At 68.3% G+C, this 21,360-nt stretch carries 17 protein-coding genes; 7 read left to right on the top strand and 10 right to left on the bottom strand.

Translation table 11 applies throughout. From position 1 onward, the window contains the following. Positions 1-182 precede the first annotated feature (182 nt). From W5W_RS0107865 to W5W_RS0107850, 4 genes are all read left to right on the top strand, one after another. Positions 183-812 (top strand): TetR/AcrR family transcriptional regulator, encoded by a 630-nt coding sequence (locus W5W_RS0107865; protein WP_017195015.1) that lies wholly within the window; start codon positions 183-185, stop codon positions 810-812. Then, the gene (locus W5W_RS0107860) at positions 809-2,248 is read left to right on the top strand and encodes an MFS transporter (protein WP_017195014.1); all 1,440 of its coding nucleotides are present in this window, start codon (positions 809-811) and stop codon (positions 2,246-2,248) included. Before W5W_RS0107865 ends, W5W_RS0107860 begins: the two co-directional genes overlap by 4 nt. Further along, entirely contained in the window at positions 2,242-4,551 is a 2,310-nt protein-coding gene (locus tag W5W_RS0107855; RefSeq protein ID WP_017195013.1) for an ABC transporter permease, read from the top strand. Before W5W_RS0107860 ends, W5W_RS0107855 begins: the two co-directional genes overlap by 7 nt. Before the next feature lie 98 nt (positions 4,552-4,649). Continuing rightward, complete coding sequence (locus tag W5W_RS0107850) at positions 4,650-5,408, top strand: ABC transporter ATP-binding protein (RefSeq protein WP_017195012.1); 759 nt, start codon at positions 4,650-4,652, stop codon at positions 5,406-5,408. Positions 5,409-5,530: 122 nt separating this feature from the next. Here the strand turns inward: W5W_RS0107850 and W5W_RS14820 are convergent, their stop codons facing one another. The 3 genes from W5W_RS14820 to rbfA form a co-directional block, all read right to left on the bottom strand. After that, the gene (locus tag W5W_RS14820) at positions 5,531-5,893 is read right to left on the bottom strand and encodes a hypothetical protein (RefSeq protein ID WP_017195011.1); all 363 of its coding nucleotides are present in this window, start codon (positions 5,891-5,893) and stop codon (positions 5,531-5,533) included. A gap of 130 nt (positions 5,894-6,023) precedes the next feature. Beyond that, a complete protein-coding gene (gene truB, locus W5W_RS0107845) occupies positions 6,024-7,103 on the bottom strand; it encodes a tRNA pseudouridine(55) synthase TruB (RefSeq protein WP_029574169.1) in 1,080 nt (359 codons plus the stop codon). Then, positions 7,100-7,588, bottom strand: a complete 489-nt coding sequence (gene rbfA, locus W5W_RS0107840; RefSeq protein WP_017195009.1) for a 30S ribosome-binding factor RbfA — start codon at positions 7,586-7,588, stop codon at positions 7,100-7,102. The genes truB and rbfA overlap by 4 nt, the downstream gene beginning before the upstream one ends. A 199-nt stretch (positions 7,589-7,787) precedes the next feature. Between rbfA and rarD the strand changes: the two genes are divergently transcribed. Further along, entirely contained in the window at positions 7,788-8,834 is a 1,047-nt protein-coding gene (gene rarD, locus W5W_RS0107835; protein ID WP_029574168.1) for an EamA family transporter RarD, read from the top strand. Here rarD and W5W_RS0107830 read toward each other — a convergent pair. From W5W_RS0107830 to W5W_RS0107820, 3 genes are read right to left on the bottom strand one after another with little or no spacing between them, the layout of a single operon-like run. Continuing rightward, on the bottom strand, positions 8,758-9,558 hold the full coding sequence (locus tag W5W_RS0107830) for a slipin family protein (RefSeq protein WP_017195007.1): 801 nt from the start codon (positions 9,556-9,558) through the stop codon (positions 8,758-8,760). The genes rarD and W5W_RS0107830 overlap by 77 nt on opposite strands. A 50-nt stretch (positions 9,559-9,608) precedes the next feature. Beyond that, a complete protein-coding gene (locus tag W5W_RS0107825) occupies positions 9,609-10,550 on the bottom strand; it encodes a hypothetical protein (protein ID WP_017195006.1) in 942 nt (313 codons plus the stop codon). Continuing rightward, positions 10,550-12,892 (bottom strand): nitric-oxide reductase large subunit, encoded by a 2,343-nt coding sequence (locus W5W_RS0107820; RefSeq protein WP_017195005.1) that lies wholly within the window; start codon positions 12,890-12,892, stop codon positions 10,550-10,552. The genes W5W_RS0107825 and W5W_RS0107820 overlap by 1 nt, the downstream gene beginning before the upstream one ends. Positions 12,893-13,257: 365 nt before the next feature. On the opposite strand from W5W_RS0107820, the gene W5W_RS0107815 reads away from it, so the two are divergent. Further along, positions 13,258-14,829, top strand: coding sequence for a molybdopterin-dependent oxidoreductase (locus tag W5W_RS0107815; protein ID WP_017195004.1), 1,572 nt, complete (start codon positions 13,258-13,260; stop codon positions 14,827-14,829). 117 nt (positions 14,830-14,946) lie between these two features. Here the strand turns inward: W5W_RS0107815 and infB are convergent, their stop codons facing one another. The 4 genes from infB to W5W_RS0107795 form a co-directional block, all read right to left on the bottom strand. Beyond that, entirely contained in the window at positions 14,947-17,934 is a 2,988-nt protein-coding gene (gene infB / locus W5W_RS0107810) for a translation initiation factor IF-2 (RefSeq protein WP_029574167.1), read from the bottom strand. Between the two features lie 91 nt (positions 17,935-18,025). Then, on the bottom strand, positions 18,026-18,349 hold the full coding sequence (locus tag W5W_RS0107805) for a YlxR family protein (protein WP_238533313.1): 324 nt from the start codon (positions 18,347-18,349) through the stop codon (positions 18,026-18,028). A gap of 155 nt (positions 18,350-18,504) precedes the next feature. Continuing rightward, positions 18,505-19,551, bottom strand: a complete 1,047-nt coding sequence (gene nusA, locus W5W_RS0107800; RefSeq protein ID WP_008733266.1) for a transcription termination factor NusA — start codon at positions 19,549-19,551, stop codon at positions 18,505-18,507. Between the two features lie 104 nt (positions 19,552-19,655). Further along, entirely contained in the window at positions 19,656-20,201 is a 546-nt protein-coding gene (locus W5W_RS0107795; RefSeq protein WP_017195001.1) for a ribosome maturation factor RimP, read from the bottom strand. A 138-nt stretch (positions 20,202-20,339) separates the two neighbouring features. Here W5W_RS0107795 and W5W_RS0107790 point away from each other — a divergent pair, with 138 nt between their 5' ends. Next, the gene (locus tag W5W_RS0107790) at positions 20,340-21,329 is read left to right on the top strand and encodes a hypothetical protein (RefSeq protein WP_238533312.1); all 990 of its coding nucleotides are present in this window, start codon (positions 20,340-20,342) and stop codon (positions 21,327-21,329) included. Positions 21,330-21,360: the final 31 nt, after the last annotated feature.

Here is a 21,360-nt window from a genome sequence, read left to right as displayed (position 1 = left end):
CAAGAGGCTAACCTCATTATCGACCGACGGTCGGTTTATGGACCGCCGACCCGTCCCGCCAACCGGCGCCCATGTCACCCGGAGGCCGCCCGACACTCACCCGGACTCATCCGGACTCACCCGGCACTGAACCGGGACAGACTCGTACAGCACAACCCCTAATACAAACCTGCGAGGAGCTCATGGCCCCCACCACACGCACATACAAGTCCGCCCCCAAACGACGCACCGAAATCCTCGATGCCGCCCAGAAGCTGTTCACCGCCAAAGGCTTCCAGGCCACTTCGATGGAGGACATCCTCAACGAAGTGGGGATCGCGAAGGGCACGCTCTACTACCACTTCGCCTCCAAGGAGGAGATTCTGCGCGGCCTCATCTCGCGCACCACGGCGCAGATCGCCGAGAAGGCCCGCGCCATCGCCGATACGGACGCCCCTGTCGCGGACAAGTTCCTGGCCGTCGCCGCCACCGCCCGCGTGGAGGAGCCGGAGCGGGGGCTGGCCGAGGAGTTCCACGCCGCCGGCAATGCGGAGTTCCACGTCCTGTCCCTGGTGGAGGGCGTCCGTGTTCTCGCCCCGATCCTCACCGAGATCGTCGAGCAGGGCATCGCCGAGGGAGTCTTCTCCACCGAGCACCCCCGCGAAGTCGTCGAGATCCTCCTGACCAGCGCCAGCACGCTCCTCGACGAGGGCTTCTTCGTCGGCGAGGAGGACCAGGCCGCGCGCCGCGCCACCGGCATCATCTACGCCACCGAGACCCTGCTGGGCTGCGAGCCCGGCGCCCTGTCCTCCGTCCTGGGCAATGCACGATGAAGTACCTCCACCTCCTGCTGGTCGGAGCCTTCGTCAACTCGGTGGGTACCGGGATGACCGCCTTCGGCCTGGCCATCTTCGCCTACACCACCTACGGCACGGCCTCCTCCGTGGCCCTGGTGCAGCTGTGCGCCTTCGCACCGATCATTCTGCTGGCGCCAGTAGCCGGCGCCCTGGCCGACCGCTTCGATCGCAGGCTCATGATGGTGATAGGAGACGGCGGTTCAGTGCTCGGACTGGGCGTGGTCATGGCCGCCCTGAGCGCCTCCGAACCCCGGCTCAGCCACATCCTGACGGGCGTAGTCGTCTCCTCCTGCCTGGCGGCGCTGACCGAGCCCGCACTACGCGCCTCCGTGACCGACCTGGTCGATGAGGACGACTACGTCCGCAGCGCGGGCCTGCTGCAGGCCGCCTCCTCCGCCCGATACCTCCTGTCGCCGCTGCTGGCCGGCCTCCTCCTGCCCCTGGTGGGACTGCGGGGGCTGCTGGCCCTGGACGCCTCCACCTGCCTGGTCACCGTGGCCTGCTCGATCGCCGTCATGCGAGCCGTGGGACATCGAAGCGCCGACGACCACGACGCCACTGCGGCGGACCACCTCCTGGGCGGCTGGCGCGCCGTGACGGCACGCCCCAACGTGCGCTCCCTCGTGGCCGTCATGACCTTCATGACTCTGACCATCGGCATCGTGCAAGTGCTCCTCAAGCCCATCCTGCTCCCCCACGTGGGCACGACCACCATGGGACAGGTGGAGACCGCGGCGGCCACCGGGATCCTCGCCGGTGCGGGACTGGTCACCGTCCTGGCGCGTCTGCGCCCCACCACACTGCTGAGCCTGGGGACGGCGGGCGCTGGCATCACCATGATCCTGCTGGCCCTGCGCACCTGGCCCTGGTGGGCGGGAGTCACCGGGTTCGCCGTCTTCGCCTGCCTGGCCCTGTGCAACGCCGGCGCCGAGACCCTGGTGCGCCTGAGCATTGACAAGGACCGCCAGGCCCGGGTCTGGGGAACGATCGGCCTGGTGACCCAGCTCGGATATCTCCTGGCCTACCTGAGCGCCGGCCCCCTGGCGGATCGCGTCCTCCAACCCTTCATGGACTCCCACAGCCACCTGGCTCACAGCCTCGGCACAGTCATGGGCACCGGGACCGGGCGCGGCGCCGCCCTGCTGGTGGCCCTGGCGGGCCTGATCACCATCGCCCTGGCGGCACTCATTCACACCCGACGCCGGACCCTGGCCCCTCCCTCCTCTGCTTCTGATTCCCCAGATTCCTCAAATTCCTCAGCTGACGAGGGCCGGCATTCCCACGAGCCCCACTCCCAGAGCAGAACCGACCCCCAGGCCATGATTTCTCAGATTCCTCAAATTCTTCAAAATTCTCAGACTTCTCGGGCCATGACACAGACACGGACAACCATGGAGGTAGCCCCATGCTGACACGACTGCTGAAAGCAGACCTGGCGCGCAGCGCCGTCGTGGCCCTCACCTTGACCGCCCTCATTGCGCTGGCCTCCACGCTGATGTCGGCCAGTACCTCCCTCATCGTGGACACCACCTCCGCGATGAGCCGGCTCTCCCAGCGGGCCAAGGTGCCCGATCTGATTCAGATGCACACCGGGGACCTCGATCCCGCGACGATCGAGGACTGGACGGACACCCGCAGCGACATCACCGAGCACGAGATCATCAAGACCCTGCCGATACCGCGCCAGGAGCTGTGGATCGACGGCGTGAGCCAGACCGGCTCCTACCATGAGCCCGCCTTCGTCACGGCTCCCCAGAGCATCGACCTGCTGCTGGACGAGGACGGAGACCCGGTACACCCGAGCCCGGGCCAGGTCGCCCTGCCGGTCCATTACAAGGCGGTGGGCGCGGCCGACGTCGGCGACACTATCACCGTGGACACCGGCGACTGGACGATGGATCTGGAAGTCGTGGGCTTCGTGCGGGATGCGCAGATGAACGCCGCCATGATCCCCTCCAAGCGCCTGGTGATCAGTCCGGAGGACTTCTCCTCCTTCGAGGAGCACCTCACCGAGACGGAATACCTCATCGAATTCTCCCTGGCCGACGGCGCCCGCCCCCACGCCGTCATCGACGACTACAAGGCGGCGGGACTGCCCAGCACGGGCATCAATGTGGACGGCTCAATGGTGGTGCTCATGAACTCCCTGAGCACCATGCTCATCGCGGCGGTGGCCCTCGTATTGGCGGTCATGCTGGTGGTGGTCGCCATGCTGGCCCTGCGCTACACGGTACTGGCCGCGATCGAGGCCGACCTGGCCCAGATCGCAGTGCTCAAGGCCATCGGCGCGCCGCACAGCCAGATACGCCGCCTCTATCTGCTCAAGTACATGGTCCTGTCTCTCGTAGGAGCGGTGATCGGCTATCTGGCAGGCATTCCCCTGGCCACGGCGCTGGGAGCCCCGGCGCTGCTCTACCTGGGCACGCCCCCCACGAGCATCTGGAGCGTGGGCCTGCCCATCCTCATGGTGCTGGTGCTGGCCGGAACCATCATCGGCTTCACCTGGGCCACTCTGCGTCGTGTGGGCAAGATCTCCGCCGTCGAGGCCCTGCGCTCCGGGACCAGCGGCGCCCTGCGCCGGCGCCGTCACCGGTGGCGCCTGTCCGGCTCCCGCCGCATGCCCGCCCAGCAGTGGCTCGGAATCCGTGAGGCGCTGCGCCCCTCCAACGCCCTTCTGCTCGGCGTCCTGGCCCTGTGCACCTTCACCATGGTGCTGCCGGTCAACGTCTCCACCACCCTGGACGACCCCCAGATCGCCACCTACCTGGGCGTGGGCGAGGCGGACCTGCGCATCGACGTGCGCGCCGGCACCCAGGAGCTGAGCACCGTGGAGAGCGCCGTCGCCGACGATCCCCGCGTCTCCACGTACACCACCGTGCTGCGCCGGAACTACAAGATGCGCACGCAGGACGGAGAGTGGGAGTCGGTCCTCATCGACATCGGCGACCACAACGCCTTCCCCATGAAGTACATGTCCGGCCGCTCCCCCAACGACGACAGCGAGGTCTCCCTGTCCTACAACCAGGCCAAGGCCACAAGCGCCGAGGTCGGCTCCACGGTCACCGTGCGCACCGCCGATGGGGACAAGGACCTGACGGTCACGGGCATCTATCAGGACATCACCAACAACGGGAGCACCGCCAAGGCCACCTTCGACGACGGCGCCCCGGCCCTGTGGCAACTCATGTACGCCAATGTGAAGGACAAGAATCAGGAGAGCGCGGTCGCCGACGACCTGCAACGGGACCTGCCCGGCGTGCAGGTCAACGGCATGAGCGAGTACGCCTCCGAGTTCTTCGGGGCCACCAGCTCCCAGGTCCGCCTCATCGCCGGCATGGCCTGCGCCATCGCCCTGGGACTGGCGTTCCTCATCACCGTACTGTTCACCGTCCTGGTCCTGTCCCGCGAGAAGCCACAGGTGGGAATACTGCGGGCGCTGGGCTGCACCCAGCGCGCCATCGCCGGCCAGTACTTCACCCGCTTCGGCCTGCTGACCGTGGCCGGCATCGGCCTGGGGCTCCTGCTGGCGGCGACGCTGGGCGAGTCCGCCATCGGATTGGTGCTGGGATCGCGCGGAGCGCCGAACGTGGAGCTCCTGCCGCGTCTGTGGCTGGTGGGGCTGGTCCTGCCCGCCGCACTGATCGCCACCGTCACCGGCGCCGTCGCCCTGGCGCTCAGACGCCTGCGCACCATGACCCTGAGCACCAGCGAATGAGGACACGCCCCATGAACAGCACAGCCAACGCTGCTAACACAGCCACCACAGCTAGCACTGCAGAAAACACAGCATCCACAACACCTACAGGAACCGCCATGCCCTCCACCGATTCCCGTCCGGTCCTGCGAGCCCGAGGACTGACCAAGAGCTATGACGCCCCCGTCCTGGAGAACCTCGACCTGGACATCGAGCACGGCCAGTTCGTGGCCATCATGGGCCCCTCCGGCTCGGGCAAGTCCACGCTCCTGCACTGTCTGAGCGGTATGGACCGGCCCAGCGGCGGCTCCGTGCTCCTGGGGGACACCGACCTGGCCGCCCTGGACGAGCGTGAACTGTCCGCACTGCGCCTGTCGCGCTTCGGCTTCGTCTTCCAGCAGGCCCATCTGCTGTCCACACTGTGCCTGCTGGACAACATCGTCTTGCCGGGATTCCTGGCCTCCCTGCGCCCGCGCCAGGAGGTGGAGGCCCGGGGCAGAAAGCTCATGGAGCGCATGGGCATCTCCGAGCTGGCCGGCAACGACATCACCGAGGTCTCCGGCGGCCAGCTCCAGCGGGCCGGAATCTGCCGCGCCCTGATCAATGAGCCCGGAGTGGTCTTCGCTGACGAGCCCACGGGAGCGCTCAACTCCGCCACCGCCGCGCAGATCCTCGACCTGCTCGGGGAGATCCACGCCTCGGGCACGACCCTGGTGGTGGTGACCCATGACGCGCAGGTGGCGGCCCGCGCCGACCGGGTGCTGCTGCTCGTCGATGGCGCCGTCGTGGAGGACCTGGCCCTGGGCAGGTATCAGGAGGCGCGGGCCGCCGAGCGCCTGTCCACCGTCTCCGAGGCGCTTCAGCGCCGGTCGGTATGACGGGACTCTGACAGGGATCTGAGGCTTTCCCCATCCTTCTGAATTCCTTCTGAGGGCACATGCGCGGAAGGATGGGGGAAGCCTCCGTCAGCGCCGTGGGAGTCCGCTGACCCTCCCGCAGCTCAATGGCCGCCGCAGCCGCAGCCTCCCGAGACGGGCGCCGAGACGTCCCTCAGACCCAGCAGATTGCCAGTTTTGTGGCCCGGAACGACTCCCGAGGCCGCCCCACTCCCCTGCTCCCGGGCGGCCGGATCGCCTCCCAGGACGCCCGAGACAGCTGCGGCGATCGCCATGGGGTCGGCGCACGACGCAGAAGGCATGGAAGACGCAGAAGGCGCGGGAGAATCGGAGGAGTCGCCGGAGGCGGCGCCCTCCTCCGACGGCGCGATGCCGGAGGCCGCCCGCTGTTGTGGCGACGTCCCGGCATCGTGCCCGCCGCAGCCGCAGGAGCATCCGCTCCCGGTCCGACTCGTGGTCTGGCCCATCAGTATTTCCTCAGTTCCCTTAGTTCCCTTAGTTCCCTCAGTTCCCTCAGTATCCGCAGAGTATCCGCAGAGTCCGCAGTCTCCTGTGCACCCCTCATGAGGAGTGTGCGATCCGCTCCGCTCGGGCACCTCAGGCCGGTGAGAGCACCAGGACGGGACGCGCGCGTCCGCCCTTGCGGGCCAACAGTGCCACGACGTCACCATTCGGCGCGAACCCGGCCGTGACGCCATGATGATCATCAGCGGCGCCGGCATCCTGCGTACCGGCGGCCTGCGGCACGTCGGCCGTGCGGACAGCGCGTTCGAGAATCTCCGCGGGCAGCGCCTGGCCATGGCGGATCGCAACGGACTCGGCGGCATCGAGCTCGACGACGGGGAAGCAGCGCCGAGCCACCGAACTCAGTGACAGCGTGGCCAGACCCGCGGGCTCTGGGCGGGCGGCGTCCTCGGCCACCTCGACGGCCAGGTCGTCAAGACCGCGGGCCCGGGAGACCTCGAAGGGACCGACACTCGTGCGGCGCAGCGCCGTCAGGTGCGCCCCGGTGCCGAGCCGGGCGCCGAGGTCCCTGGCCAAGGCGCGCACATACGTGCCCGAGGAGCACGACACGTGCAGGGGGAGATCGACCACATCAACATCAACAGCCCCGGCGCCATCGGCGGCGCGCGCGACCACCGGCGCGCCCGCGCGTGTCAGGGAGTGGATGGTGACGCTCCGCGCGGGCAGGGCGACATCCTCTCCCCCGCGGACCCGCTTGTAGGAGCGCACGCCGTCGATCTTGATGGCGGACACGGCACTGGGAACCTGCATGATCGGCCCGGTCAGGGCGCGCAGCGCATCATCCAGGCGTCGGTTGAAGGCGGCCTGCCCCCCGGGCCACGAAGCGGGGGCGGAGCAGCCGAGGGAGGCGGTGACCTCGCCCTCGGCGTCCTCGGTGAGCGTGTCCTGTCCCAGGCGCACGGTCGCCTCATAGGTCTTGTCGGCGCCGACGAGGTAGGTCAGCAGACGCGTGGCCCGGCCGATGCCCAGCACCAGGAGACCGGTGGCCATCGGATCGAGAGTGCCCGCATGCCCGACCTTGCGAGTGGCGGCCAGGCGCCGTGTGCGGGCGACGACGTCATGGCTGGTCAGCCCTGCCGGCTTGTCGATCAGGACAATGCCGTCGCGAGCCGCCACGGCCCCTCGAGGCGTACTGGGGCGAGCCGAGCTCACGCCTCCGCCTCGTCGGCGCCGGCGGCATCGAAGGCGTCGGCCCCGTCATCGGCCTCGTCGTCGGGCTCGTCGTCGTGCCTGTAGGGGTCCTCCTCACCGGCGTAGGAGGCGCCCGCGTGGGCGCGAGCGATCTCCTCGTCCTTGGCACGGGCCCGCGCCAAGGCGTCGTCGAAGGACTTGGCCTGTGTGGGCAGGGCGTCGAGCTGGAAAGTCAGCGAGGGCGTCAGGCGGATGCCGAGGGCCCGACCGACCTCGGAGCGGATCAGCCCCTTGGCTGAGCGCAGCGCCTTGGCCGTCTCCTCGCGCTCCTCATCGCTGCCGTAGACGGTGTAGAAGATGGTCGCCTGCTGCAGGTCGCCGGTGACACGGACGTCGGTGACGGTGACGAAACCCAGGCGCGGATCCTTGATACGCCCCTGAAGGAGGCGGGCGACGGTCTCATGAATGCGGTCGGCGACCTTGCGGGCGCGGGCGGCGTCGGCCATGGCGGGGCTCCTTCACGTGCGGGGGCCGGGTCTGTGAGGCCCAGGACTGAGCGATCGGGACCGATCTCGGCGCGCCGTCCTCGCCCGCGAAAGAGCGAGACCTTCCGAGGCAGTCCAGTGCGCCTCACTATGCTACGCGGAGCAGCGACGCGGCCACCGCCGCCATCCCCGAGCGCGAACGGATCAGGAACAGATCACAATGAGCTCCTCCCCCAGTGCATCCTCCTTGGAACCTGAAGCCTCCGCGACGCCGGGCTCTCCGGCAGGCGCCCGGGGGCCCGCGTCGGCCTCCGGGGTGCTTGACGGTACCGGGATGGCCCTGGTCATCGGCTGCTACACCCTCTGGGGCGCCTTCCCTCTCTACTTCCACCTGTTGTCCGCGGCCGGCAGTGTGGAGATCATCGGTCACCGGATCGTGTGGACCCTGGGCACCTGTCTGACGCTCATCGTCGCGCGCCGCCGTTGGGCAAGCCTTACCCGCGTCTGCCGCACGCCCCGACTGCTGGGGGCGCTGACCGCCTGCGGACTCCTGGTGTCGGTCAACTGGCTCGTCTACGTCTACGGCGTCAACACCGCACGCACGGCCGACGCGGCCCTGGGCTACTTCATCAACCCGCTGGTGACGGTGGCACTGGCATCGCTGGCGCTGCGCGAGCGCCTGCGGCCGGCGCACCGGGTCTCGATCGCGCTGGCGGGCGTCGCCGTGGCCCTCCTGGTGGTGCTCCAGGGCTCGTTGCCGTGGATCTCCCTGGTACTGGCCTTCTCCTTCGCCCTGTACGGACTGGTCAAGAAGAGGATCGGCCCCGAGGTGGACGCTCTGAGCGGGCTTGCGGTGGAGAGCGCCGTCGTGTCTCCCCTCGCGCTCGCCTACCTGGGTCACATGGCCTGGCAGGGGCAGTCGGTCTGGCAGGCCCCCGGCCAGGGCTGGCAGATCATGGCTCTGCTCGTGGTGGCCGGCCCGGTCACGGCCGTGCCCCTGCTGCTCTTCGCCGCAGGGACCAGGCGGGTGCCGTTGTCGGTGGTGGGGATGAGTCAGTACATCGCGCCGACCATCCAGTTCCTGCTGGCCTGGGGCGCCTTCCATGAGCGGATCCTGCCGGCCCGCTGGGCGGCCATGGTGCTGGTGTGGGCGGCGGTTGCGGTCTTCATCGGTGACGCGGTGCGCCAGCTCATTCGCCGTCCTCGTCCTCGTCAGCGTCCGGCAGAGCGACCTGGGAGCCGAAGCGCTCCAGGAGCGGGCCGATGATGTCCATCGGCAAAGGGAAGACAACCGTGGAGTTCTGGTCGGCGCCGAGTTCCAGAAGGGTCTGCAGGTAGCGCAGCTGGAGGGAGGCCGGGGACTTGGAGAGTGTGTCCGCCGCCTGGCGCAGCTCCTCGGAGGCCTGGAGCTCACCGCGGGCATTGATGATCTTGGCGCGGCGCTCGCGCTCGGCCTCGGCACCGCGGGCCATGGCCCGCTGCATCTGCTCGGGGATCTCCACGTCCTTGATCTCGACGACGCTGACCTCCACACCCCAGGGCTCGGTGAGCTTCTCGATGATGTCGCGCAGGTCGGCGTTCAGGGCGCTGCGGTGGGCGAGCACGGTGTCCAGGTCGACCCGGCCGAGGACGGATCTCAACGTGGTCTGCGCGATCTGGGAGGTGGCGATCGCGTAGTTCTCCACTGCCATGACGGCTTTGACAGGGTCGGTGACGTTGAACAGGACGACGGCGTTGACACGCGCCGGCACATTGTCCTCAGTGATGACCTCCTGGGGCGGGATGGTCAGGGTGACCACTCGGGTGTCGACCCGCACCAGGCGGTCGAGGAAGGGGACGACCAGATGCAGACCGGGTTCGTAGACGGGTCGTAGTCGCCCCAGCCTGAAGACGATGCCCCGCTCGTACTGGGTGATGATCTTGAGAGATAGTGCCAGGGCGAGTAGGACGAGGACGGCCAGGGCCACGATGGCGGTGGTGAGAGTAGTCATGGAGGGTCCTTCAGGAGGGTGAGTCGAAGCGGCTCAGTGGTGGGGCCGGATCATCCGGTTGTGGTGTCGGTGGCCTCGTTCCACGCCGAGGACCATGAGCGCCGAGCTCCACCACGGGCACCATCACGAACACCGTCCGAGCCGAGCTCGGCACCGGCGACCGGTACTCGTCTGCGGGTGCGCAGGGCGGTGACACGGCGCAGCTCGGGCTCTGCGGAGGCGGCAGTCCCGCCATCCGCCTTCCCGACGCCGTCGGACTCGGCGACGAAGGAGACGTGCACGGGCCGCCCCGACGCCGCCGCACGCGCCTGAGCGGCGGCGATCGCCTCGGCCGCCTCGCGCACCGAGCGGTAGCCCGAGGGGCGTGAGCCGATCGTCACCGGCACGGGTCCGGCTGAGGCGATCGCCGCCAAGCGACGGGACTCCTCGGCCTCCCGGTACTCCTGGGAGCCGACGTGGGGCAGGTGTGCCGGTGCGTTGTCAGGAGTGCTCCACAGGTGGCGGGCCAGTGGCAGGACTCCGGTGACGATGACGATGACGGTTGTTGTGCCCAGGACGATGAGGTCACCGGTGGCGTGAAAGGCCATCATGAGCAGCATCGGAATGAAGACACCGACACAGGCGATGACCAGGCCCACGCCACGGTGGAAGCGTCCAGCGTCGGAGTAGGGCCACGGGTCGATGGGCCGGGTGATCTCCCGCGGGCCAGGAGTGGGTGAACAGCTGTCCTTGGACGGACAGCGCCCGCAGATCGCGTGGGCGCCCTCGTAGCGGATGACGCGTTTGTCCGGGTCGAAGGCCGTGGGCCACAGCCACTGGTCCTCGTGGCACCTCCATCCGTCGACGTCGTCGTGGTAGACGAAGTCCGCGTGACGCCAGGACATCGAGTGCCGGGCGCTGCGTGAACCGAGGACGTCCACGACCCACGCGGCGGCCAGCATGATGAGCGCGTAGGCGGCGACGAGCCACACGCTCAGATCGGGAGCGCCCATCAGTCGTTCAGTTCCGCGCGCTCGCCGCGCCAAGCCTTGCGCCCGCCCTTGATCTCCTCGTAGAGGGCGTCCTCGGCGAAGGTGTCCACCGTCCGTCCGCGACGCCAGTTCCTCAGTCCCAGGAAGGCGATGTAGAGGTAGGGCAGGACTCCGCCGATGATGAAGATGAGGTCTCCGGGCATCCGTCCCCACTCGATGATCGTGTTGACCGAGTTGGTGACGTAGGTGAGCTGGCGGGCCTCGAAGTAGCCAGTGCCCACCGAGTAGCGCAGCTGGAGGATGCCCAGCGGCAGCAGGGTGGCGAAGCACATCCAGGCCAGGCCGATGTTGAGGCTCCAGAAGGAGGTCTTGGCGAGCTTCTCGGGCCACTTGTCGGCCGGTATCAGGTAGCGCAGGGCGAACATTCCCAGTGCCAGCGCCATGAAGCCGTAGACCCCCATCATGGAGGCGTGGGCGTGGTTGGCCGTCAGCGCGGTGCCGATCTCGTAGTAGGACACGATGGGCAGGTTGACCAGGAAGCCGAAGACACCGGCACCCAGGAAGTTCCAGAAGCCGACGGCCATGAGGAACATGACGGCCCAGCGGTGCGGGAAGGGCCCCGCCTCCTTGCCGTGACGGTTGGCGCCCAGCTGCATGAAGGCCCAGGCCTCCACCGTCAGGAAGGTCAGGGGGATCACCTCGGCGGCCGAGAAGAAGGCGCCCAGGGCCATGTGCTCCACCGGTGTGCCGGAGAAGTAGAGGTGGTGCATGGTCCCGATGACGCCGCCTGCGGAGTACAGGATGATGTCCATGAAGATGATGCCCAGCGCGATCCTCTCCCGGACGACGCCCAGGAGGACGAACACGTAGGCGACCATGACAGTGGTGAACAGCTCGAGGAAGTCCTCGACCCACAGGTGCACTACCCAGAAGCGCCAGAACTCGGCGACGGTGACATGGGTACCGGTGCGGGCCATCATCCCCACGGCGTAGAAGGCCGGGATCGCCAGCGCGGCGAACATGAACAGCCAGGGCATGTTGGCCACGTGCTCGTTGCTCAGGCGCCGGCGCATGGCGCGCCAGATGATGAACACCCAGACGAACAGGGCCACGGTGAGCAGGACCTGGAAGACGAAGGGCAGGTCGAGGTACTCCCACTGCTGGGAGAACAGCGGCCCCTTGGCCCAGCTCAGACCGTGCTGGCTGGCCCCCTCGGCCAGGCAGGACAGAACGACGACGACCGTGGCCGCGATGAACAGGGTCCATACCAGGACGTGCTGCCTCCTCGGCTCGCGCCTGGCGATGAAAGGCGTCAGGAACAGGCCGGCCGCGAGCAGCCCGATGGCGGTCCAGAACAAGGAGAGCTGGACGTGCCAGGTGCGGGCCAGTGAGAAGGGCAGGAGCCTGCCCAGGTCGAGGCCGAAGAAGGACAGCACGTCAGCCCGGTAGTGCTCGGCCAGGGCGCCCAGGAGCGTCTGCACGAGGAGCAGGGCGGCGATGGTGAAGATGTACCAGGCCACCACCCTCTGCGACTTGGTCAGTCCGATCTCCTCGGGTTGTCGGAAGGACAGGGCCGGGGCCTCCTCCGAGTGCCAGCCGATCTTCTGGCTCCAGCGGCCGTAGATGGCGAACATGACCCCGGTTCCGCCGATGAGGACGATCAGCGACAGGACCGACCAGATCATGAGGTCTCCCGTGGGCGCGTTGCCGACCAGGGACTCCGGGGGCCAGTTGTTCGTGTACGAGTAGTCGTGACCTGGGCGCTGCGCAGACGAGCCCCAGGCGGTCCAGCCGAAGAAGGCCGTCACCTGCTTGACCTGGACGGGATCAGTGATGAGATCCGGTTTAAGACCATGGCTGTGAGCATCGGGCCCGAACATCTTGGTGTAGTGACCGACGGCGTCGTTGTAGGCCTTGACCTGCTCATCGGTCCACACCAGGGTCCCCGTGGAGGGATCGTAGCGGTTGGTCCGCAGCATCTCCTTGGTGGCGGCGGCCGGATCGTCGACGCCCTGGGAGGCGAGCTGCTCCTTGACGCTCGTGGCCTCCATGCGGAGGTACTCGGCGGTGAAGTCGGGGCCGAGGTAGCCGCCGTGCCCCAGGATGGAGCCGTACTCCATGAGGCCTCTGGCCTGGAAGAGCTTCTGCCCTTCGGTGATGTCCTGCGTCGTGAAGAGGGTCTCGCCGCTCTCGGTGACAACCCTCTCCGGCTGAGGCATGGAGTTCGTGTAGGTGCGATAGGCCAGCAGGCTCATGACAGTGAATCCGAAGAGCATGACCAGGGCGACGCCCTGGATCCACCCCTTGCCAATGAGGCGAGCGCGTCGGGAGGTCGCCTCCTCAGCCGTGGCAGCGGATGACATGAGAGTACCTCCGTGTATCTCAGGAGACGGCGGATGTCTTCCGCGTCTGGCAGCCACCGTACAAGCACCTCACTGTCCACTTACGGAGCAATCCGGGACTACTCCGCAAACCCACCGACCGATCGGCCCCATTTCATCAGATCTAAACCATGTATATTCAATGCGTCGAATCGACCGACGACCGAGGTGTCGATCATTTTAACAACGACATACTTTGCTATTTAGGTAAGGCATTCTTGACTGGACGCTCTCGCGCCACAGAGTTGATCAAGACATGCCGTCACAAAGCCCTGCATAAAACCGATAATCAGCAGTACAATTATTTGTACGGCAAGTGTTTTCATCCCGTTTTGTTAGGCACGACGATGTCCCTTCTGCCTCTAGCCGCACAGACCGCCAACGATGTCGCCCAGCAGTGCGTCGACACCGAGACCTTTCCACTGTGGCTGCGCGTCACCCACTTCATCAACTTTCTCCTCATGGGCGTCCTCATCCGCTCAGGTATCGAGATCATCGCCTCGCACCCGCGCTTCTACTTCAAGGACCAGTGCGAGCCCGGCTCCGAGTGGATCCGGTTCACCAAGGACAAGGTGCCCCTCGAGGAGGGCGCTTTCACCGCTCGGGACGACCAGCGCGACCTCTCCCCACTCATCTCGCTGCCCGGCCGGGCCAAGATCGGGTTAGGACGTGCCTGGCACGGAGTAGCCACGAGCTTCTGGCTGCTCAACGGCGTCGTGTATGTCGCCTTCCTCGTGGGTACCGGGGCGTGGCAGCGCCTGGTTCCGACCACCTGGCGGATCCTGCCCGACGCCTGGGACTCATTACTGACCTACGCGCACCTGCGCACCCCGTCCCTGTGCGACTTCACCCCCTACGACAGCCTTCAGCAGCTGGGGTACTTCTTCATCGTCTTCATCGCCGCCCCGCTAATGATCGTGACGGGCCCGGTCATGTCTCCGGCCGTCGTCGGGCGCTTCCCCTGGTACGCCAAGATATTCGGTGGACGCCAAGCCGCCCGCTCCCTGCACCTGATCGGCATGTTCACCTACCTGGCCTTCGCCGTCGTCCACGTGGGTCTGGTGTTCATCGTTCACGCTCCTCATAACCTCACCCACCTCGTCTTCGGCTCCTACGACCCCAACCGGGTGGGCCAGGCCTACGTCACCGTGATCGTGACGATCGTCGTCGTTGTGGCGCTGTGGATCGCCATGTCCTACTGGACGCTGACGGACACTCGCCGCAGCCAACGGATCCTGTGGGACGCCACGCGGGGAATCCGCCGTGTCACGGTGGACCGTTTCACCTCGCAGCAGGCGGCCAAGAAGCCATGGACGGAGAAGGACATCTCCAAGTTCCACTGGGTCAACACCCGCACCCCCTCACGGGAGGAGTCCCCGGAGTACCAGAAGCTGGCGGCTAACGACTTCACCGACTTCCGCCTCGAGGTGGGTGGCATGGTCTCGGCACCGGCATCCTTCTCCCTGGCGGAGCTCAAGGCGATCTCCAGCCAGTCACAGATCACCATGCACACCTGCATGCAGGGATGGACGGGTATCGCCAAGTGGACGGGGATCCGTGTGAGAGACCTGCTCGAGCAGGTCGGTCAGATCGATCCCGAGGCCGGATGGGTGATGTTCGAGTCCTTCGGCATGGCCCAGAGCATGCACGACGGACGCCCGGTCGAGCCGTACTACACGTGCCTGTCTCTGGACATGGCCCTTGAGGATGACACGATTCTGGCCTGGGACCGCAATGACGAGCCGCTGTCGGGCATGTTCGGCGCTCCACTGCGCCTGCGCTGCGAGACGAGCCACGGCTACAAGATGATCAAGTGGGTCCGGTCGGTGACGTTGATCCGTCACTACAGCGAGGTCGGCGACGGCATGGGCGGGACCCGCGAGGACTCCGGGTACCAGGACGTCAACGCGCGCATTTGACGTCCTCACGGCACTGGATCACCCTCGTAAGACAGTCGACACGAGCCCATCACTGATGATGGTGGCCGGCCACCCGAGTGCGGGGTGGCCGGCCACCATCGATGAACGCGGTCGCGCTCAGTCGCGCGGCTTCTCGCGCATCTCCCAGGTCTCGATGACGTCGCCCTCGGCGATGTCCTTGAAGCCCAGGTTGATACCGCACTCGTAGCCCTCGCGGACCTCGGTGACGTCGTCCTTCTCACGGCGCAGGGTCTCGATGGCGAGGTCGCCGGCCACGACCACCCCATCACGCACGAGGCGCGCCTTCGTGCCGCGCTTGATCGTCCCGGAGCGGACGATCGAACCGGCGATCGAGCCGAACTTCGAGGAGCGGAAGATCTGGCGGATCTCCGCGGTGCCGAGCTCGACCTCCTCGTAGATGGGCTTGAGCATGCCCTTCATGGCGGACTCGACGTCCTCGATCGCGTTGTAGATGACCGAGTAGAACTTCATGTCGACGCCCTCGCGATCGGCAAGCTCGGCCACCCGCTCCGCGGGGCGCACGTTGAAGCCGATGATGACGGCGGAGTCCACCGTGGCCAGGTTGACGTCGTTCTGCGTGATTGCGCCGACGCCGCGGTGGATGACGCGCAGTGCCACCTCCTCGCCGACGTCGATCTTGAGCAGGGAGTCCTCCAGGGCCTCGACCGCACCGGAGCTGTCGCCCTTGAGGATAAGGTTGAGGGTGTCGACCTTGCCCTCCTTGAGGACGTCGCTGAGGTTCTCCAGGGACACGCGCTTGCGGCGCTTGGCCAGCAGGGCGGCACGCTCGGCCGCCTCGCGCTTGTCCGCGATCTGGCGGGCCGTGCGGTCGTCGGGGGCGACGATGAAGGAGTCGCCGGCGCTCGGCACGCTGGTCAGCCCCAGGACGAGCGCCGGCCGCGCCGGGCTCACCTCATCCAGAGAATCGCCGTGCTCGTCGAACATGGCGCGCACGCGCCCGTAAGCGCTGCCGGCGACGATCGGGTCGCCGACGCGCAGCGTGCCGCGCTCGACCAGAACCGTCGTAACGGCTCCGCGGCCCCGATCGAGCTTGGCCTCAATGGTGACACCACGGGCGTCCGTATCGGGATTGGCGCGCAGATCCAGCGCCGCATCGGCCGTCAGCAGGACGGCCTCCAGCAGGGCGTCGATGTTGAGACGCTGCTTGGCCGAGATCTCGACGAACATGGTGTCGCCGCCGTACTCCTCGGGCACCAGACCGTATTCGGTGAGCTGCCCGCGGATCTTCTCCGAGTTGGCGCCCTCCTTGTCGATCTTGTTGATGGCCACCACGATCGGCACATTCGCGGCCTGGGCGTGGTTGAGCGCCTCAACGGTCTGCGGCATGACGCCGTCATCGGCGGCCACCACGAGGATCGCGATGTCCGTGACCTCGGCACCGCGGGCGCGCATGGCCGTGAAGGCTTCGTGACCGGGGGTATCGATGAAGGTGATCGGGCGGATCTCGTCGTTCAAGTCCACGCGCACCTGGTAGGCGCCGATGGACTGGGTGATGCCACCGGCCTCGCCGGCGACCACGTCTGTGGAGCGGATGGCGTCCAGCAGCTTGGTCTTACCGTGGTCGACGTGTCCCATCACGGTGACCACGGGCGGGCGCGGGAGCAGATCGGTGTCGTCCTGGCCGGCCTCCTCGGCCTCCAGGTCGATGTCGAAGGACTCCAGCAGCTCGCGGTCCTCGTCCTCGGGCGAGACGATCTGGACGTTGTAGCCCAACTCGGCGCCCAGCAGGGAGAAGGTGTCCTCATCAAGGGACTGGGTGGCCGTGGCCATCTCGCCCAGGTGGAAGAGCACGGTGACCAGGGCCGCGGGATTGGCGTTGATCTTCTCCGCCAGGTCCGTCAGCGTCGCACCCTGGCGCACCCGGATCGGGGTCGAGCCATCACCGCGCGGAACGATCACGCCGCCGATCGACGGCGCACTCTGCTGCTCGAACTCCTGGCGCTTCGCGCGCCTGGACTTGCGCCCGCGAGGAGCTCCACCGCCGCGTCCGAAAGCGCCCTGCGTGGAACCGCGGCCACCGCGTCCACCGCGAGGCCCGCCGCCGAAGCCGCCGCCACTGCGGGGACCACCGCCGCCGGAGCCGCCGCGGCCTCCGCCGGGACGGCCGCCGGTCGGCCGCCTGGCCGCGACGGGCGGGGCGCCGGGCGCGCGGACGGAGGAGTGCCCCGGCATCATGCCCGGGTTCGGGCGAGGCCCTCCTGGACGCGGTGCCCCCTGCGGACGGGGGCCTCCGGCACCGCCCTGCGGACGACCACCGCCGGGACGAGGCCCCGCACCGGACCGACCGCCGGGACGCTGCCCGCTCGAACCGCCGGGGCGGGGCATGCCCTGGGAGGAGGCATAGGGGTTGTTGCCCGGACGCGGGCCGCCGGGACGCGGACCGCCCTGGCCCGTGCGATCGCGTCCACGACCGCCGGGGCGGGGCATGCCCTGGGAGGAGGCATAGGGGTTGTTGCCCGGACGCGGCGCGCCGGGACGCGGACCGGGAGTCGGCGCGGACCCGCGACGCGGGCCGGGCGTCGGCGCATTGCTCTTGCTCTCGGCGCTCTTGTTCTCGGCCGCCGGCTTGGGCTTCGGAGCCGCCGGAGTCGGACTGCCCCCGCCACCACCGGGACGGGGAGCGGGTTTGGGAGCCTTCGGCGCTGCGGGCGCTGCCGGATGAGGTGCTTGGGACTCCGGCTTCGACGGCTTCGACGGTGCGGGGGCAGCGGACCCGGCGGATCCAGACGCAGAGGACGCAGTGGACCCAGCGGGCCCGGATGCGCCCTGGGGCGGGGCCGCCGGTCGTGCGCCCCCCGGCTTGGGAGCCGCGGGCTTGCCCGGACGCGGCTTGGGCGTCGCCGACGCCGCCGACGCGGGCTTGGAGGAGCCGCCCTGGGCCGAGGCGGCCTGAGAGGCGAAGTGCTCGCGGACTCTGCGAGCGACGGGGGGCTCCACCGCCGAGGAGGCCGCCTTGACGAACTCTCCTTGGTCCTTGAGCCAGGCCAGAATCATCTTCGAGGTGATCTTCTTGCCAGAGGGGTCGAGCTCTTTCGCGAGCTCATGAACGCGTGGTTTAGCCACTTTTCTCCTGTCCGGTTGCCCACCCCGGATCAGGGTGGGCGCTTCTAGAGGCAGCTCATCGCCGGGTACTCATCGGGTGCCCATCAGCTTCCTACCCGCCTTTGCTATCGGTCGTGCCGGTCCCGCGAGGAACCGGTGCGTCGCGCCCGACCCGACCCGCCTCGTAAGAGGCGATCCAGTCGCGCACGGGGGTCACATCGGGTGACCCACTGGTTCGCAACGCGCGTCCGAAGACGCGCTTGCGCTCCGCGAGAGCGAAGCACGCGGAGTCGGGATGAATCCATGCGCCGCGTCCGGGCATGACCGCCCGCTCGTCGACCATCAGCTGACCGCCTCCGCCCCTGACCAGGCGCAGAAGCTGTGCCCGGGGGGCCCTGTTCCGGCAGCCGATGCAACTGCGCTCGGGCACATGCATCGTCATTGGCACCGACACGCTGCGTCCCTCCGGTCCCTCCACGTCCTCCGCTCGCTGCTCGGGCCTGTCGGCCAAGCGCACCGGCTCACCGAGGGAGACGGACGGCCCATGGACAGACCCGGCGAGAGTCTACCGTTGTCAGGCCCTGGGCCGCCTCAGTCCTGAGCACTCGGAGTTGAGGGACCAGTCACGTCGTCGGCGCGCGAGCTGTAACCCGGAGCGACCTCGCCGGACTCGGCGTCGGCGTGGATATCGATCTTCCAACCGGTCAGGCGCGCGGCCAGACGGGCGTTCTGCCCCTCCTTGCCGATGGCCAGGGAGAGCTGGAAGTCGGGGACCACAGCGCGCGCGGTGCGCTCCTCCGCGTCGAGCACCGTCACCGACGAGACCCGTGCCGGGGACAGGGCGTTCGCGACGAAGCGCGCCGGATCCTCGGAATAGTCGACGATGTCGATCTTCTCCCCGCCCAGCTCCGCCATGACCGCGCGCACCCGCTGACCCATCGGACCGATGCAGGCGCCCTTGGCGCCCACACCGCGCACCCGCGAGCGCACCGCCATCTTGGAGCGGTGCCCGGCCTCCCTGGCGACCGAGACGATCTCGACATCGCCGGAGGCGAGCTCGGGGACCTCCCGCTCGAAGAGCTTGCGCACCAGACCGGGGTGGGTGCGCGACAGGATGATCTGCGCGCCCTTCGAACCGCGCGAGACCTCCGTGACGTAGGCGCGTATGCGGTCGCCGTGCCGGTAGCGCTCGCCGGGCACCTGCTCATGCGGAGGCATGATCCCCTCGTGCTCCTCATCCAGGCGCACGTAGACCACGCGCGGGTCCCGCCCCTGCTCGACCACGCCGGAGATGAGCTCGCCGGACTTGTCCTTGAAGGTGCCCAGCACCTCGAAGTCGCGCCGGTCCTGGATGCGCTGGACGATGACGGAGCGGGCCGTGGCCTGGGCGATGCGCCCGAAGTCGTCAGGGGTGTCGTCGAAGTACTCCCCCGTGGGCTGATCCTCCTCATCGACCTCGGGGGCGAGAACGGTCATGTGACCGGTCCTTCTGTCGATCTCGACATGGGCGCCGCGGATCGCTCCGGGAACCTTGGTATAGGCACCCAGGATGGCGTCCTCAATGGCGGGCAGAAGGGTGTCCAGATCAATGCCGAGTTCGTCAGCCGCTCCTCGCAGCTCCGGCATATTGATGTCCATGGTTCCTCAGGTCCTCTCTCGTCTGGGCGGTGCGCCGGGCGGGCCGCCCGTGGCCGCGGTCGGGACCGGGCCGATGGTTCATGAAGTCGGAAGGTTCGGAAGAATCAGAAGATGACGACCATACGCGCCTGCCGGATGTCGTCCAGCGACACGACGCGTTCATGGCCGTCGATCCGGAGGGTGACCGAGTCGTCGTCGGCGGCCGCGACGGTGCCGGTCAGCCGGGTGAGCCCAGCCTCAGCGCCGTCGCCCTCCGTGCTCTCGGTGTTTCCCGCTTCCTCAGCGCCCTCAGTGTCCTCAGTGTCTTCAGCGCCCTCAGTGTCCTCCACCGTCAGCTCGACGTCGTGCCCCACCGCACGGCGGAAATGACGCGGGGTGCTCAGCTCGCGCTCCGCGCCGGGAGTCGAGACCTCCAAGGTGTACCGACCCTTGACCGGGTCCGCCTCGTCGAGGGCCGCCGACACGGCGCGGGAGACCTCGGTCAGCGCGTCCAGGCCCAGCTCTCCGGGTCCATCGGGGAGGTCGACCAGAACCCGCACGGTGGAGTACTTCCCGGCCCGAGTCGTCTTGATGCCCTCGAGAAAGGCCCCGGCGCCCTCGACGACGGGGGTGAGCAGCTCGGTGAGTCTGCGTGCAATCGCGTCGGCCATGGGCGGATCCTCCCGGTCGTGCTTCCTCCCGCAGGCCGGTCAGGGCCGCTGCGGGAACCTCGGTGATCATGGTCAATGAATCTCAGAATCTCATGCTACTCGTCCGTGGGAGGATCTCCGTGGGAGGATCGCTGCGTGATGCGATCGACCTCCCCCTCCTCAGGCCCCGCACCGGTCCGCACGAGCGCAGGCGGGCTCCTGTCGCGACGGCATGCACTGCGCGGCGGCGGGGTGGGCGCCGCGGCCATTGCGCTGGCCCTGACCACCGGCTGCGATATCCGCCTGGGCACCGGCGCGCCCGACTCGCTGCCGATGCCACCGGCATCCGAATCGACTCGCGATTCGCTGGCGCGACGCGCCTCCCTCATCGCCTCGACCGCCGACGTCGTCGCCGGCAGCGGTGCCGACGGAACCGGGAGCGCCGGGCATCTGGCCGACTCCGGGCGCGCGCAGCTCGACGCCCTCGGCGGGGTCTGGGAGCCGTGGGCCACGGGCGCACCCTCGGGCTATCCCACCGCCTCGCCGATTCCCACTCCGAACCCCACCGCCTCATCCGAGGAGCTGGTGACAATGCTGACCGAGGGCGCGACGCAGGCATCGGCGGCGGCCTCCCAGGCCTCCGAGGACGCCGACGCGCGCCTGTACGCCTCCCTGGCCGTGGCCTGGCTGCTGGGGGCGAGGTCGCTCAATCCCGACTCGGTCGATATCCCCGGACGGACAACCCCCGCAGATGCGCCCATGCCGGGAACGGTGCTGCAGGCCTACGACGCGGCGCGCTATGCGTTCCAGGAGGTGGCGGCGCGCGCAGCCGACGACCAGCGCGCCCGTGCGATCGAGGACGCCGCCTACGCCAACGGCCTCGTCTCGGACTCGCTTGCGCTCGGGGGGCAGGACACCCGCCTGTCCGCCTACGCGCCTCCGGAGCAGGCGGCGGACGACGCCTCGCTCGATGTGACCTGGGCGCGCTCGGCCTGGACCACCGTCGTCGACGCGGAGGTCGCCGGCGTGGGTGCGAATGGCGGCGCGGCGACCACCCTGGCCATCAACGCGGCCGCCGACGCGAGCCTGCGGGCGCAGGCGTGGGGCGCCACGGTGGACGAGGCCCTGCCCGGATACGCCTCCGCCTGATCGGTCCGGCCTCGCCGGTCGATCAGGTCGG

Source organism: Actinomyces massiliensis 4401292, assembly GCF_000269805.1.
GTDB classification, from domain to species: Bacteria; Actinomycetota; Actinomycetes; order Actinomycetales; family Actinomycetaceae; genus Actinomyces; species Actinomyces massiliensis.
Note: the sequence above shows the minus strand (reverse complement) of the source record. Positions and strands in the feature narration are given on the sequence as shown.

Coding starts and splice junctions, on each gene's coding strand:
- W5W_RS0107850 (WP_017195012.1), top strand. CDS start 4,650: ATGCCCTCCACCGATTCCCGTCCGGTCCTGCGAGCCCGAGGACTGACC.
- W5W_RS0107795 (WP_017195001.1), bottom strand. CDS start 20,201: ATGGCCGACGCGATTGCACGCAGACTCACCGAGCTGCTCACCCCCGTC.
- nusA (WP_008733266.1), bottom strand. CDS start 19,551: ATGGACATCAATATGCCGGAGCTGCGAGGAGCGGCTGACGAACTCGGC.
- rbfA (WP_017195009.1), bottom strand. CDS start 7,588: ATGGCCGACGCCGCCCGCGCCCGCAAGGTCGCCGACCGCATTCATGAG.
- W5W_RS0107815 (WP_017195004.1), top strand. CDS start 13,258: ATGTCCCTTCTGCCTCTAGCCGCACAGACCGCCAACGATGTCGCCCAG.
- rarD (WP_029574168.1), top strand. CDS start 7,788: ATGAGCTCCTCCCCCAGTGCATCCTCCTTGGAACCTGAAGCCTCCGCG.
- W5W_RS0107865 (WP_017195015.1), top strand. CDS start 183: ATGGCCCCCACCACACGCACATACAAGTCCGCCCCCAAACGACGCACC.
- W5W_RS0107820 (WP_017195005.1), bottom strand. CDS start 12,892: ATGTCATCCGCTGCCACGGCTGAGGAGGCGACCTCCCGACGCGCTCGC.
- W5W_RS0107790 (WP_238533312.1), top strand. CDS start 20,340: ATGCGATCGACCTCCCCCTCCTCAGGCCCCGCACCGGTCCGCACGAGC.
- W5W_RS0107825 (WP_017195006.1), bottom strand. CDS start 10,550: ATGGGCGCTCCCGATCTGAGCGTGTGGCTCGTCGCCGCCTACGCGCTC.
- W5W_RS14820 (WP_017195011.1), bottom strand. CDS start 5,893: ATGGGCCAGACCACGAGTCGGACCGGGAGCGGATGCTCCTGCGGCTGC.
- W5W_RS0107855 (WP_017195013.1), top strand. CDS start 2,242: ATGCTGACACGACTGCTGAAAGCAGACCTGGCGCGCAGCGCCGTCGTG.
- W5W_RS0107860 (WP_017195014.1), top strand. CDS start 809: ATGAAGTACCTCCACCTCCTGCTGGTCGGAGCCTTCGTCAACTCGGTG.
- W5W_RS0107805 (WP_238533313.1), bottom strand. CDS start 18,349: ATGCATGTGCCCGAGCGCAGTTGCATCGGCTGCCGGAACAGGGCCCCC.
- W5W_RS0107830 (WP_017195007.1), bottom strand. CDS start 9,558: ATGACTACTCTCACCACCGCCATCGTGGCCCTGGCCGTCCTCGTCCTA.